The 12,189-nt window shown below is 65.5% G+C and carries 15 protein-coding genes; 11 read left to right on the forward strand and 4 right to left on the reverse strand.

Features of this window, described 5'->3' with window-relative positions:
• Nucleotides 1-6: 6 nt before the first annotated feature.
• The 3 genes from AC1RGE_RS07285 to ada all read left to right on the forward strand — a co-directional run bounded on the left by AC1RGE_RS07285 (nucleotide 7) and on the right by ada (nucleotide 2,564).
• On the forward strand, nucleotides 7-723 hold the full coding sequence (locus tag AC1RGE_RS07285) for a 2OG-Fe(II) oxygenase (protein ID WP_011061689.1): 717 nt from the start codon (nucleotides 7-9) through the stop codon (nucleotides 721-723).
• The gene (gene alkB / locus AC1RGE_RS07290; protein ID WP_492583769.1) at nucleotides 713-1,393 is read left to right on the forward strand and encodes a DNA oxidative demethylase AlkB; all 681 of its coding nucleotides are present in this window, start codon (nucleotides 713-715) and stop codon (nucleotides 1,391-1,393) included. The genes AC1RGE_RS07285 and alkB overlap by 11 nt, the downstream gene beginning before the upstream one ends.
• An 85-nt stretch (nucleotides 1,394-1,478) precedes the next feature.
• On the forward strand, nucleotides 1,479-2,564 hold the full coding sequence (gene ada, locus AC1RGE_RS07295) for a bifunctional DNA-binding transcriptional regulator/O6-methylguanine-DNA methyltransferase Ada (RefSeq protein WP_492583771.1): 1,086 nt from the start codon (nucleotides 1,479-1,481) through the stop codon (nucleotides 2,562-2,564).
• Here the strand turns inward: ada and AC1RGE_RS07300 are convergent.
• Nucleotides 2,516-3,004: a GyrI-like domain-containing protein gene (locus AC1RGE_RS07300; RefSeq protein WP_011061692.1), complete on the reverse strand. Its 489-nt coding sequence runs from the start codon at nucleotides 3,002-3,004 to the stop codon at nucleotides 2,516-2,518. The two genes, ada and AC1RGE_RS07300, sit on opposite strands and share 49 nt — an antisense overlap.
• Nucleotides 3,005-3,218: 214 nt before the next feature.
• Between AC1RGE_RS07300 and AC1RGE_RS07305 the strand changes: the two genes are divergently transcribed.
• The 7 genes from AC1RGE_RS07305 to AC1RGE_RS07335 all read left to right on the forward strand — a co-directional run bounded on the left by AC1RGE_RS07305 (nucleotide 3,219) and on the right by AC1RGE_RS07335 (nucleotide 10,411).
• Entirely contained in the window at nucleotides 3,219-4,283 is a 1,065-nt protein-coding gene (locus tag AC1RGE_RS07305) for an NAD(P)H-dependent flavin oxidoreductase (protein WP_011061693.1), read from the forward strand.
• Nucleotides 4,284-4,457: 174 nt separating this feature from the next.
• The gene (gene modA, locus AC1RGE_RS07310; protein WP_011061694.1) at nucleotides 4,458-5,225 is read left to right on the forward strand and encodes a molybdate ABC transporter substrate-binding protein; all 768 of its coding nucleotides are present in this window, start codon (nucleotides 4,458-4,460) and stop codon (nucleotides 5,223-5,225) included.
• The gene (gene modB / locus AC1RGE_RS07315) at nucleotides 5,226-5,906 is read left to right on the forward strand and encodes a molybdate ABC transporter permease subunit (protein ID WP_015635894.1); all 681 of its coding nucleotides are present in this window, start codon (nucleotides 5,226-5,228) and stop codon (nucleotides 5,904-5,906) included.
• Nucleotides 5,907-5,910: 4 nt separating this feature from the next.
• A complete protein-coding gene (gene modC, locus AC1RGE_RS07320) occupies nucleotides 5,911-6,993 on the forward strand; it encodes a molybdenum ABC transporter ATP-binding protein (RefSeq protein WP_019094157.1) in 1,083 nt (360 codons plus the stop codon).
• An 80-nt stretch (nucleotides 6,994-7,073) separates the two neighbouring features.
• Nucleotides 7,074-8,111: a DNA topoisomerase IB gene (locus tag AC1RGE_RS07325; RefSeq protein ID WP_123430656.1), complete on the forward strand. Its 1,038-nt coding sequence runs from the start codon at nucleotides 7,074-7,076 to the stop codon at nucleotides 8,109-8,111.
• 178 nt (nucleotides 8,112-8,289) lie between these two features.
• On the forward strand, nucleotides 8,290-9,930 hold the full coding sequence (locus AC1RGE_RS07330; protein ID WP_492583773.1) for an ABC-F family ATP-binding cassette domain-containing protein: 1,641 nt from the start codon (nucleotides 8,290-8,292) through the stop codon (nucleotides 9,928-9,930).
• A gap of 88 nt (nucleotides 9,931-10,018) precedes the next feature.
• Nucleotides 10,019-10,411, forward strand: coding sequence for a VOC family protein (locus tag AC1RGE_RS07335; RefSeq protein ID WP_011061699.1), 393 nt, complete (start codon nucleotides 10,019-10,021; stop codon nucleotides 10,409-10,411).
• 20 nt (nucleotides 10,412-10,431) lie between these two features.
• On the opposite strand, the gene AC1RGE_RS07340 is transcribed toward AC1RGE_RS07335, so the two are convergent.
• Together AC1RGE_RS07340 and AC1RGE_RS07345 are read right to left on the reverse strand one after the other, a co-directional pair.
• A complete protein-coding gene (locus tag AC1RGE_RS07340) occupies nucleotides 10,432-10,752 on the reverse strand; it encodes a YbjQ family protein (protein WP_492583775.1) in 321 nt (106 codons plus the stop codon).
• 123 nt (nucleotides 10,753-10,875) lie between these two features.
• On the reverse strand, nucleotides 10,876-11,034 hold the full coding sequence (locus tag AC1RGE_RS07345; RefSeq protein WP_011061701.1) for a hypothetical protein: 159 nt from the start codon (nucleotides 11,032-11,034) through the stop codon (nucleotides 10,876-10,878).
• Nucleotides 11,035-11,213: 179 nt separating this feature from the next.
• Here AC1RGE_RS07345 and AC1RGE_RS07350 point away from each other — a divergent pair, with 179 nt between their 5' ends.
• A complete protein-coding gene (locus AC1RGE_RS07350) occupies nucleotides 11,214-11,498 on the forward strand; it encodes a hypothetical protein (protein WP_492583777.1) in 285 nt (94 codons plus the stop codon).
• A gap of 193 nt (nucleotides 11,499-11,691) precedes the next feature.
• Here AC1RGE_RS07350 and AC1RGE_RS07355 read toward each other — a convergent pair whose 3' ends face one another.
• Nucleotides 11,692-12,078 carry an MliC family protein gene (locus AC1RGE_RS07355; protein ID WP_019094152.1) on the reverse strand — a complete coding sequence of 129 codons (387 nt, stop codon included), beginning with the start codon at nucleotides 12,076-12,078 and terminating at the stop codon, nucleotides 11,692-11,694.
• Between the last annotated feature and the right edge of the window lie 111 nt (nucleotides 12,079-12,189).

Consider the following 12,189-nt stretch of genomic DNA (forward strand, 5'->3'; position numbering starts at 1 on the left):
CCCGCCATGCCCGCCCCCTCGCTACACGATCGCCTGCAACAACTGGATTGGGCCCGCATCGAGCAGGCCCTCGACCAGGACGGCTGCGCCCGCCTCGAAGGCCTGTTGACCCCAGCGCAATGCCAGGCCCTGAGCCGGCTTTACCAGAGCCCCGAGTTGTTTCGCTCGAAAGTAATCATGGCCCGCCATGGCTTTGGCCGTGGCCAGTACCAGTATTTTGGCTATCCGCTGCCGGAGCCCGTGGCGCAATTGCGCCAGTTGCTCTACCCGCGCCTGGTGGACCAGGCCAACCGCTGGAACCGCCTGATGAACATCGACGTCCAATACCCGATGCAACACGCCGCCTTCATCCAGCGCTGCCACGACGCCGGGCAGATGCGCCCGACGCCCTTGCTGCTGCAATACGGCCCCGGGGACTACAACTGCCTGCACCAGGATCTGTACGGCGAGCACGTATTCCCCTTGCAAGTGGCCTTCCTGTTGTCGCAGCCGGGAAGCGACTTCAGCGGCGGTGAACTGGTGCTCACCGAACAGCGCCCACGCATGCAATCGCGGCCGCAGGTCATTGGTCTGAAGCAGGGTGATGGGCTGGTTTTCGCCGTGCATCATCGCCCGGTAGCCGGAGCGCGCGGGCACTATCGGGTGACCTTGCGCCACGGTGTCAGCCGCGTTCACAGTGGCCAGCGCCATACCCTTGGAGTGATTTTTCACGATGCACTGTAATGATGACGGCCCAGCCACCCTCGGGCTGTTCAGTGACAGCGACCTGCAGCAGCCTGCCCGCGTCGAGGTCCTGGGCCCAGAGTCCCAGGTCTTGCGCGGCTTCGCCCTGCCCTGGGTCGAAGCGCTGCTGCCGCAACTCGATGCCGTGCTCGCCGCCGCACCCTTTCGCCAGATGCAGACGCCCGGCGGCTTCACCATGTCGGTGGGCCTCAGCAGTTGCGGGCAACTGGGCTGGACCACCGACCGCAGCGGCTACCGCTACAGCCCCATCGACCCGCAAAGCCAGCGCCCCTGGCCAGCACTGCCCAAGGTATTCCAGGAGCTGGCCGAAGCCGCGGCCGAGGCGGCCGGCTTTCCCGGGTTCGCCCCGGACTCCTGCCTGATCAACTGCTACCGGCCGGGGGCAAAGATGTCACTGCATCAGGACAAGAACGAGCGCGACTACTCGGCCCCTATCGTGTCCCTGTCCCTGGGCCTGCCGGCGATCTTTCTCTTCGGCGGCCGGCAGCGCAGCGACAAGAGCCAGCGGGTCGCGCTGCTGCATGGCGACGTGGTGGTCTGGGGCGGCGTCGACCGCCTGCGCTATCACGGAGTGCTGGCCCTGAAGGACGGCCACCACCCGCTGTTGGGCCAGCAACGGATCAACCTGACCTTGCGCCGGGCCGGCTGACGTTGAGAATTCAAGCGCAAGGCCCGGAGTGCCGAACGGCCCCAGCTTGGTTAATCTGGCCGCCACCGCTTACCGAGTACCGACCATGACCGCCTTGTCGCGCAAGCACCGCATCGAACAGGACCCCCGCTGGCAAGCCGTGCTCAAGCGCGATGCCAGCGCCGACGCCAGCTTTGTCTACGCCGTGCGCACCACCGGCGTCTATTGCCGCCCCAGCAGCCTGTCGCGCTTGCCCAAGGCCGAGAATGTCGAATTCTTCGACAGCGCCGAGCAAGCCGAAGCCGCCGGCTACCGCCCGAGCAAGCGCCTGGCCAGTGACCAGACCCAGGTCGCGGCGCACCATGCCACGCTGGTGGCGCTGGCCTGCCGGCAGATCGAGGGCGCCGAAACACCGCCCAGCCTGAGCCAGCTGGCGCAGCAGGCCGGCATGAGCAGCTATCACTTTCACCGAGTGTTCAAGGCCGCCACCGGGCTGACCCCCCGGGCCTATGCCAACGCGCAACGCTCACGCAAGGTACGCTCCCACCTGGAACGCGGCCAGTCGGTCACCGAAGCCCTGTATGACGCCGGCTTCAACTCCAACAGCCGTTTCTACGAAGCGGCCGACCAGTTGCTGGGCATGACGCCCAGCGACTACCGCGCCGGCGGCCCCAACACCGATATCCGCTTCGCCCTCGGCCAGTGTTCCCTGGGGGCAATACTGGTGGCGCAAAGCGCGCGCGGTGTGTGTGCGATTCTCCTGGGGGATGAACCCGACCCGCTGCTGGAGCAACTGCAGGACAAGTTCCCCCGGGCCAACCTGATCGGTGCCGACCGCGATTTCGAGCGCCTGGTCGCCCAGGTAGTGGGGTTTATCGAGGCCCCGGCCATTGGCCTGGACCTGCCCCTGGATCTGCAGGGCACGGTGTTCCAGGAGCGGGTATGGCAGGCCCTGAGGAGCATTCCTCTGGGCAGCACCGCCAGCTACGCCGAAATTGCCCAGCGCATTGGCGCGCCCAAGTCCATGCGCGCCGTGGCCCAGGCCTGCGCGGCCAACAGCCTGGCGGTGGCCATTCCCTGCCACCGGGTGGTACGCAGCGACGGCAGCCTTTCAGGCTACCGCTGGGGTGTGGAACGCAAGCGTCAGTTGCTGGAGCGCGAAGCGGCCTGCGAGGCCTCGATGCCGATGTAGATCGCCACCGAATCGGCACTGGTGTAGACCTCGAAATCCGTGGCGAAGGCGCGCCGGACCTGGGGGTTGTCCTGGAAGTAGGCCCAGATCAGCCCCCAGGTCTGGATCACGCAATCGGGCATAGCGCCCTTGGCACTGAACACCAGGTAGTCCCCGCCCTGGACAGCCACGCTCGGGTAGTCGGCGCAGGCACCTTCCAGCGCCACGCCGGCGGTCACGTCGAAGTGCCCGCTGGCATCGGACTCGTAGTTGGAATAGACGCCATAGACGAACGAATCAGCCTGGCGAGGGCTGATCTTGTCGAACAGCCCCTCGACATAGAAGCGCTGCCACATCGGCCCGATCCGTGCGCTGTCGGCCTGTTGCTCGGCGGCGTTGAGGGTCCTTACTTGCAGGCCTGCAACGCTGAACGGCAGTACTTCACGCAGTTTTACATCCATGGCCAGCCTTCCTTGAGGGGTGCGATGAGGAAAAATATCCGCCGCAGTCTAGCGCCGGATCGACGCCGCCGACAGCCGTCGGCAGCGGCCGCCGTATCGGTTGCAAAGGCCTGGAATCGAGCCCCGTGGAAAAGTCAGCTGGCCTCGGGGCGCCATCTCCTGATAAAAACCACGGGCTGCATCGTCTAAACCTGCCGACGGAGAATTCCCGCAAATGAGCCAATGGACTGATCGCCGCCTCTTAGACCTGCTGGGTATCGCCTTGCCCATCATCCAAGCGCCCATGGCCGGCCCCTCCGGCTCCGCCATGGTGATCGGCGCCTCCCGGGCCGGTGCTCTGGGCTCCCTGCCCTGCGCCATGCTCGACGCCGGGCAGATCCGCCAGGAAGTACAGGTGATTCGCTCAGCCACGCAGAACCCATTGAACCTGAATTTCTTCTGCCACCAGGTGCAGCCCGTCGATGCCGAACACGAGCAACGCTGGAAGAACGCCCTGGAGCCCTACTATCGCGAGCTGGGCGCCGACTTCGATGCTCCGACCCCGGTCAGCAACCGCGCGCCCTTCGATGAGAGCACCTGTCAACTGGTGGAAGAGTTGCGCCCTGAAGTCGTGAGTTTCCACTTCGGCCTTCCAGAGCCTTCGTTGCTGGCCCGGGTCAAGGCCACCGGAGCCAAGGTGCTGTCCTCGGCCAGCACCGTCGATGAAGCGCTCTGGCTGGAGGAGCGCGGCTGCGACGCGATCATCGCCATGGGCTACGAAGCCGGCGGCCACCGGGCAATCTTCCTCGGCGACGATCTCAACAGCCAGGTCGGCACCATGGCCCTGGTGCCGCAGATCGTCGACGCGGTGCAACTGCCGGTGATTGCCGCCGGCGGCATCGGCGATGCCCGGGGCATCGTCGCGGCGCTGGCCCTGGGAGCCTCGGCGGTGCAACTGGGCACCGCTTACCTGTTCACCCCGGAAGCCAAGGTCAGCGCCGCCCACCACCATGCCCTGCGCCACGCCAAGGAAAGCGAAACCGCGTTGACCAACCTGTTCACCGGGCGCCCGGCCCGGGGCATCGTCAACCGCGTCATGCGCGAAATCGGCCCCATCAGCCCGTTGGCGCCGGCCTTCCCCCGGGCCGGCGGCGCCTTGATGCCGCTGCGTGCCAAGGACGAGGCAGGCTTCGCCAACCTCTGGTCCGGCCAGGCCCTGCGCCTGGGGGTGGAACTGCCCGCCTACGAACTGACCCTGCGCCTGGCCGAACAAACCCTGGCACAACTGCGCAGACGCTGATTCACTAGAGCCGCGATCCACATCGCGGCCCGGGCAACAAGCGCTGGCAACAGAGTTCCGTTCATCGACAAATCGCTATATATTCCGCTATATAGCGATTCCCCCTCGCCTTGGTGCAGGCCCCTTCCAATAACTCACTGCCCAACGCATCCGCCCCCCCAATGGAGCTGTTTGATGAACCTTCGCGCCTCAGGTTTTGCCCCGACTTGCCTCGCCGCCCTGCTCGCTGTCTTCGCCCTGGGTTCGGCCCAGGCCGATGAAGTCCAGGTCGCGGTGGCCGCCAACTTCACCGCACCGATCCAGGCGATTGCCGCCGACTTCGAGAAAGACACCGGGCACAAACTGGTGGCCGCCTACGGCGCTACCGGGCAGTTCTATACCCAGATCAAGAACGGCGCGCCTTTTGAAGTGTTCCTCTCGGCCGACGACAGCACCCCGCAAAAGCTCGAAAGCGAAGGCGACATCGTCAAGGGCTCGCGCTTCACCTACGCCATCGGCACCCTGGCCCTGTGGTCGGCCAAGGACGGCTACGTTGACGCCAAGGGCCAGGTGCTCAAGGACAACCAGTACCAGCATCTGTCCATCGCCAACCCGAAAGCCGCACCTTACGGCCTGGCCGCAACCCAGGTACTGGCCAAGCTGGGCCTGACCGACAAGGTCAAGGACAAGATCGTCGAAGGCCAGAACATCACCCAGGCCTATCAGTTCGTTTCCACCGGCAATGCCGAGCTGGGCTTCGTCGCCCTGTCGCAGATCTACAAGGACGGCAAGGTCACCAGCGGTTCGGCCTGGATCGTCCCGGCCCAGATGCACGACCCGATCAAGCAGGACGCGGTCATCCTCAACAAGGGCAAGGACAACCCGGCCGCCAAGGCACTGGTGGACTACCTCAAGGGGCCAAAAGCCGCCGCGGTGATCAAGTCCTACGGCTACCAACTGTAAATGAGCCTGTCGAGTGCCGATTTTTCCGCCATCTGGCTGACCCTCAAGCTGGCGTCCCTGACCACGCTGATCCTGCTGGTGGTCGGCACTCCGATAGCCCTGTGGCTGTCGCGCACCCGCTCCTGGCTGCGGGGGCCGATCGGCGCCGTGGTGGCTTTGCCCCTGGTGCTGCCACCCACGGTGATAGGTTTCTACCTGTTGCTGGCCCTGGGGCCCAACGGTTTCTTCGGCCAGTTCACCCAGTCCCTGGGGCTGGGCACCCTGACGTTCAGTTTTGCCGGCCTGGTGCTGGGCTCGGTGATCTACTCCATGCCCTTCGTGGTACAGCCGTTGCAAAATGCCTTTTCTGCCATTGGCAGCCGTCCCCTGGAAGTGGCCGCAACCCTGCGCGCCAACCCCTGGGACACCTTTTTCACGGTGATCCTGCCCCTGGCGCGGCCAGGCTTCATCACCGCCTCGATCCTCGGCTTTGCCCACACCGTCGGCGAGTTCGGCGTGGTGCTGATGATCGGCGGCAACATCCCCAACAAGACCCGAGTGGTCTCGGTGCAGATCTACGATCACGTCGAGGCCATGGAATACGCCCAGGCCCACTGGCTGGCCGGGGCCATGCTGGTGTTCTCGTTCCTGGTGCTGCTGGCGCTGTACTCCAGCCGCAAGACCAAAGCCGGCTGGAGCTGAGCCGATGAGCATTCACGTCAAGCTGCACCTGGGCTACCAGGACTTCGCCCTGGATCTCGACCTGCAACTGCCAGGGCGCGGGGTAACAGCCTTGTATGGACATTCGGGCTCGGGCAAGACCACCTGCCTGCGCTGCATCGCTGGCCTGGAAAAAGCCGGCCGCGGGCGCATCCAGATCAACGACGAAGTCTGGCAGGACAGCCAGCGCAAGCTGTTCGTCCCGCCCCACAAGCGCTCCCTGGGCTATGTGTTCCAGGAGGCCAGCCTGTTCGCCCACCTGTCCGTGCAAGCCAACCTGGAATTCGGCCTGCGGCGCATTGCCAAGACACAGCGCCGGGTGGACATGGCCCAGGCCACTGAACTGCTGGGCATCGGCCACCTGCTGCAGCGCCACCCGCAGCACCTTTCCGGCGGCGAGCGCCAGCGCATCGGCATTGCCCGGGCGCTGCTCACCAGCCCGCGGCTGCTGCTGATGGACGAGCCCCTGGCGGCCCTGGATTCGAAACGCAAAAGCGAGATCCTGCCCTACCTGGAGCGCTTGCACGACGAGCTGGATATCCCGGTGCTGTACGTCAGCCACTCCCAGGATGAAGTGGCGCGCCTGGCCGACCATATCGTCCTGCTCAGCGATGGCCGGGCCCTGGCCAGCGGCCCCGTGGGCGAGACCCTGGCGCGCCTGGACCTGCCCCTGGCCCTGGGTGACGACGCGGGCGTGGTGGTGGAAGGCCGGGTCAGCCATTACGACCCGGACTACCAGTTGCTGACCCTGCAACTGCCCGGCAGCCAGCTGACTATCCGCGTGGCCCACGAGCCTCTGGCACTGGGCAAGGCCTTGCGGTTCAAGGTCCAGGCCCGGGACGTCAGCCTGAGCCTGCAGGACAGCGAGCACAGCAGCATCCTCAACCGCCTGCCGGTAACGGTGCGCGACGAAATCCCCGCGGACAACGCCGCCCATGTGCTGGTGCGTCTGGACGTGGCGGGCAGCCCGTTGCTGGCGCGCATCACCCGCTTCTCCCGGGACCAGTTGAGCCTGCACCCCGGGCAGCAACTCTGGGCACAGATCAAGGCAGTGGCCGTCCTGGCGTAAACCGCAGAGAAAATCGGCACCCTTGGCCGAGGCCGCGGTCCATGGTCTACCGGCCCGCACTTTGCCCAGGACCTGCCGCCATGCCCGACGCTTGCGATACCCCCGCCCTGCCCGCCGACCTGCACTACACCGACGACCGCCAGCCGGGCATCCGGCGGCGCAAGCTGCGGGGCAAGTTCGTCTACTACGACGCCCAGGGCCAGCGCCTTACCCAGGCCGCCGAGGTACAGCGGATCAACGCCCTGGCGATTCCCCCGGCCTACGCAGAGGTGTGGATCTGCCCCGACCCCAAGGGCCATCTGCAGGCCACCGGCCGCGACGCAAGGGGCCGCAAGCAGTACCGCTACCACCCGCGCTGGCGCGAAGTGCGCGACGGTGACAAGTACGCTCGCCTGCTGGCGTTCGGCAACGCCTTGCCCAAGCTGCGCCGGCAGTTGCAGGCGCAATTGGCGGTGCCCGGCTTCAGCCGGGAAAAGGTCATGGCCACCTTGATCCTGCTGCTGGATGAAACCCTCATCCGCGTGGGCAACAGCCAGTATGCCCGGGACAATCGCTCCTACGGCCTGACCACGTTGCGCAACCGCCATGTACAGGTCAGCGGCAGCGCCATCCACTTCCAGTTCCGTGGCAAGAGCGGGGTCGAGCACCAGATCACCGTCAAGGACCCGCGCCTGGCACGGGTGGTCAAGCGCTGCCTGGAGTTGCCTGGGCAGCAGCTGTTCCAGTACCTGGACGAAGACGGTCAACGGCACCACGTCAGCTCGTCGGACATCAACGCCTGCCTGCAGCAACTGACCGGAGCCGACTTCACCGCCAAGGACTACCGCACCTGGGCCGGCAGCGTCCTGGCCCTGGAACGGTTGCGCCAGCAGCCCTGGGAGCCCCAGGCCGAGGCGAAGAGACACATAGTGGCAACGGTCAAGGAAGTGGCCCGGGAACTGGGTAACACTCCGGCGGTGTGCCGCAAGTGCTACATCCATCCGGCGCTGCTGGAGCGCTTCGTCCTCGGTGAGTTGGCGCAGCTGCCCAAGGCCCGGGCCCGCCAGGGCCTGAAGGCCGAGGAAGCGGGCCTGGCGAACTTTCTGCGGCGCCTGGCAAAGGAGGCCCAACCGGGCTGACGACGGCCACCTTCGAATTTGCGTACTTGTCAGCCAGAGAATTCTGAGGTTAGGCTACGCACCTTCTTTCCCGTCCAAGGACGATTGCCGACGTGAACAACTAAGCCTTCCAAAAATGTATCCGCGATGAGCACTGCTAGCGCTCATTGGCCTGTTGCCACATTTTCCGGAGGTGCTGATGACTCACGTCACCCGGCTGCCCGCACTGGTTTCCCTGAACCAGCTGACCTATCAATTCGCCAATGGCGAAACCCTGCTTGATGCCCTGAACCTGAGTTTCGATCGCCTGCCCACGGCCATCGTCGGGCGCAATGGCGTGGGCAAGTCCCTGCTGCTGCGCCTGATCGCCGGCGACCTGCAACCCTCCTCCGGGAGCATCAGCCACACTGCCAGCGTGGCCTATGTGCCCCAGGACCCGCAGGTACAGCCGGGGCAGAGCGTGGCCCAGGTCGCCGGCCTCGCCGAGACGCTGGGCGCCCTGGAGCGCCTGGCCGACGGCAGCGCCAGCCTGGAAGACCTGCACCTGGTGGATGATCGCTGGGACCTGGCCCAGCGCCTGCGCCTGGCCCTGGATGAAGCCGGCCTGGAGCACGTGGAACCGCAGGGCCCGGCGGACGTCCTCAGCGGCGGCCAACTGGCCCGGGTGGTGCTGATCGGCGCCCTGCTGGGCAACGCCGACCTGCTGCTGCTCGACGAGCCCAGCAATCACCTGGACCGCCACGGCCGGCGCTGGCTGACGGAACAACTGCAAGGCTGGCGTGGCGGGCTGATCCTGGTCAGCCATGACCGCCAGTTGCTCATGCAGGTGCAACGCATCGTCGAACTCGGCCCCCAGGGCGCCCAGGTCTATGGCGGCAACTATGCGCTGTACCAGGCGCAGCGCCAGGCCCACAGCGAGGCGGCGCAGGCGGCGCTGGACCATGCGCGTACCCAGCGCAGCCGCGAGCACAAGCGCCTGCAACGGGAACACGACACCATCCAGCGCCACGCCGCGGCCTCGCGCCGGCACGCCAAGACCGCCAACGTCTCAGGCTTCGAACGGGCCAAGCTGCTCGGCGCCGCGCGGGACATCATGGGCCAGGTACGCCACGCCCATCAGGGGCACAAGAGCGAGCTCGACGAGCAGGTGCGCGCCGCCTTTGCCCGGGTCGGCGCGCAGTCACCGACCTTGCTCGCTCTGCCCGCCACCACATTGCAGGCCGGCCAGCCGGTATTCAGTCTACTGCAGGCGCAACTGCCCTGGCTGGACCCGCAAGCCCCGGCCAGCCGCCTCACCTGCAACGTCGTCGGCCCGGCACGCATCGCCCTGGTCGGCCCCAATGGCTGCGGCAAGTCCACCTTGCTGAAGCTGCTGGCCGGCCAGTTGCAGCCACTGAGCGGCGAATGCCGAGTGGCGGTAGCCAGTGCCTATCTGGATCAGCATCTGGCGCAACTCGATCCCGCACGCTCACTGCTCGAACAACTGGGCAACGCCGCCACGCCCCTGGAGGAAAGCGCCTTGCGTACCCGCCTGGCACGCCTGCAACTGGATGCCCGGCGGGTGCTGCAACCCTGCGCGCAACTGAGCGGCGGCGAGCGCCTGAAAGCCGCCCTGGCCCTGGCCCTGTGGGGCGGCAACCCAGCCCAACTGCTGTTGCTCGACGAACCCACCAACCACCTGGACCTGGAATCGGTGCAGGCCTTCGAATGCGCCCTGCGGGACTTTCCCGGGGCCCTGGTGGTGGCCTCCCACGATCAGGCCTTTCTCCAGGCCCTGGCGGCGACCCATGAGCTGCAATGCTCGGCCCTGGGCTGGCACCTCAGGGAGCAGCAGCCATGAAACAGCGGCTTACAACGACGGGCCCTGCGCAGCCGCAGGCCCGTGCTAGATTCGCCGCCTCACAATCCATGGACAGGAGCGTCACGCCATGCAGTTCGGATACACCATCATCTACGTACCCGAAGTCGAAGGTTCCTTGCGCTTTTTCGAGCAGGCCTTTGGTTTCAAGCGGCGGTTTCTCCACGAATCCGGCACCTATGGCGAGCTGGAAACCGGCAGCACTACCCTGGCCTTCGCCGACCATGACCTGGCAGAAATGAATTTCCCGGCCGGCCATGTGGCGGCTCACTCCTCGCCCAAGCCCCTGGGCATGGAACTGGGGCTGGTCACCGCAGACGTGCAGGCGGCCCATGCCCGGGCCCTGGAGCACGGTGCCCGGGAACTGGCGCCCCCCACAAGCAAGCCCTGGGGGCAGACGGTGTCCTATGTGCGCTGCCCGGACGGCACTTTAGTGGAGCTGTGCACCCCGGTCGCGCCCTGAACGCCCGGAGGCGTTGAACGCTACTTGAGCCTGACGGCGGTGCCGGTGGCGAAGACCACTACCATGCCACCGCGCCCTGCCGGCATGCTGATCTCGAAATCCACGCCGACCACCGCATCGGCGTTGCACTGCCGAGCGCGCTCCTTGATTTCATGGGTGGCCTGTATCCGCGCTTCCTTCAGGGCGCGCTCCAGGGTCTGGGAGCGGCCGCCGAAAAAGTCGCGCATGCCGGCGAACAGGTCACGGACCACGTTGATGCCGTGGACCGATTCGGCGCTGACGATGTCCAGGTAGCTGGCAATTTCCCGGCCTTCGATATGGGCGGTGGTGGTGACAATCATGTGTTTCTCCCTTGAACGGACCACTCGCCCCGGCGCTTCGGGGCGGCAAAACAGAGGATGGTAACAGAGCCCGCCCAAGGCTTTGCCACAAACGACAGCCCCGCTCTGGAGCGGGGCTGTGGGTCACGGTTTCAAGGGACGTTCTTCATCCAGTTCCGACAGGCTTTTGCCATCATCCGGATGCTTCCAGGTCTGCGGAGGCGGCTCCTTGTGTTCAACCTCGTAGGGTGCCGTCTCATCGCTGCGTTCCTGCTCGTAAGGGCGTTGCTGTTGCGTTGCCATGCCCACCTCTCTTCCTGAAGGGATTTTTCACTCGCCTTAGCAGGTTAGAACAGATCTGCCGGTGGCTCGGGGTTTGCCGACAAAACAACGAACGTCGCCTGTGCCCTGCGGTCGTAAAAGTATGGAGACGCATCGAACACACGACGCGTGCTCCGTACTCACTCCGAAGGAGAAACGCGATGGTTACTCACTTCAAGGTCGCCGGGCACCTGGCCTGCGGTCATCACGGCACCCAACTGGCCTCCACCGGCGAACTGAACCGGGTCAAATGCCGCAGTTGCCGAAACACCGAGGTCTACAAGGAGGCCCGACGCAACCAGCGCAATTCCGCTCGTCGGGCTGCACGCAAGGCCAAGGCCAGCCATGGCAGCCAACTCTGGCGTAACGCCTGGACCGAACGCCTGACCGCCCTGCCGGGCCTGCAGCGTCTGCCACGGGGCTTTCACAGCCAGCTCTTCGTCTGAAACCGAAGCACGCCAACGTACCGGCCGAGTACGGGACTGGGCAAGGCCGGCCCCCTGAGGCGGAAGATGAAACTTCTTTCACCCAGCAGCGAAAAAGCGCTGTGTATAGTCGCCTCGCTCATTCAAGCAACTACGTTCGCCCGCACTCCCCGCGGGCTTTTTTTTGCCCGCGGGAAAGTGCGTAGGCGGTTTTTCAGTCCTGCTCGAGTTCCTTGCAATCCTTGAGCAGGGTTTGCTCCGTGGCGGTGTGGTCCGCCTCCAGGAACGAGAGCACCCCCATCTTGCCCTTGGTGTGCCAGCGGAAGCTGTTCTGCTCGTCGTCCGCCACATACAGGGCGCCGGAAGCGGAACGCGCGATGTGCATGGGGATCAACTGGTCCTTGTAATACAGCGTGGCAAACGAGGAGCCGTTGTCGATGTTCAGGTAGGCGGCGTCGATGCGCACCTGCCCTTCACACTGGTAGCGTGCTACCTGGCTCTGGTAGGCCGGCTCGGCGGTAGTGGTCTGGGCAGCCTGTGCCAACAGCGCCTGGCTTGAAGCCAGAACCGCGGCGCAAAGCATTGCAGGATGAGTTTTCATGGTGTTCCCCCAGTCGTTCAAAGATGCCCAATGGGACTGGCAGGGGCGTTTTTAGTTCAGGCTGATCAAGCCCCTCGGACCACGGTGCGGCAAAGCTCGAGATAGAACTGC

The organism is Pseudomonas sp. GW823-FHT02C05, assembly GCF_058797595.1.

Excerpts from the sequence above, each read along its gene's own strand:
- AC1RGE_RS07285 (WP_011061689.1), top strand. The coding sequence starts at position 7 with ATGCCCGCCCCCTCGCTACACGATCGCCTGCAACAACTGGATTGGGCC.
- alkB (WP_492583769.1), top strand. The coding sequence starts at position 713 with ATGCACTGTAATGATGACGGCCCAGCCACCCTCGGGCTGTTCAGTGAC.
- ada (WP_492583771.1), top strand. The coding sequence starts at position 1,479 with ATGACCGCCTTGTCGCGCAAGCACCGCATCGAACAGGACCCCCGCTGG.
- AC1RGE_RS07300 (WP_011061692.1), bottom strand. The coding sequence starts at position 3,004 with ATGGATGTAAAACTGCGTGAAGTACTGCCGTTCAGCGTTGCAGGCCTG.
- AC1RGE_RS07305 (WP_011061693.1), top strand. The coding sequence starts at position 3,219 with ATGAGCCAATGGACTGATCGCCGCCTCTTAGACCTGCTGGGTATCGCC.
- modA (WP_011061694.1), top strand. The coding sequence starts at position 4,458 with ATGAACCTTCGCGCCTCAGGTTTTGCCCCGACTTGCCTCGCCGCCCTG.
- modB (WP_015635894.1), top strand. The coding sequence starts at position 5,226 with ATGAGCCTGTCGAGTGCCGATTTTTCCGCCATCTGGCTGACCCTCAAG.
- modC (WP_019094157.1), top strand. The coding sequence starts at position 5,911 with ATGAGCATTCACGTCAAGCTGCACCTGGGCTACCAGGACTTCGCCCTG.
- AC1RGE_RS07325 (WP_123430656.1), top strand. The coding sequence starts at position 7,074 with ATGCCCGACGCTTGCGATACCCCCGCCCTGCCCGCCGACCTGCACTAC.
- AC1RGE_RS07330 (WP_492583773.1), top strand. The coding sequence starts at position 8,290 with ATGACTCACGTCACCCGGCTGCCCGCACTGGTTTCCCTGAACCAGCTG.
- AC1RGE_RS07335 (WP_011061699.1), top strand. The coding sequence starts at position 10,019 with ATGCAGTTCGGATACACCATCATCTACGTACCCGAAGTCGAAGGTTCC.
- AC1RGE_RS07340 (WP_492583775.1), bottom strand. The coding sequence starts at position 10,752 with ATGATTGTCACCACCACCGCCCATATCGAAGGCCGGGAAATTGCCAGC.
- AC1RGE_RS07345 (WP_011061701.1), bottom strand. The coding sequence starts at position 11,034 with ATGGCAACGCAACAGCAACGCCCTTACGAGCAGGAACGCAGCGATGAG.
- AC1RGE_RS07350 (WP_492583777.1), top strand. The coding sequence starts at position 11,214 with ATGGTTACTCACTTCAAGGTCGCCGGGCACCTGGCCTGCGGTCATCAC.
- AC1RGE_RS07355 (WP_019094152.1), bottom strand. The coding sequence starts at position 12,078 with ATGAAAACTCATCCTGCAATGCTTTGCGCCGCGGTTCTGGCTTCAAGC.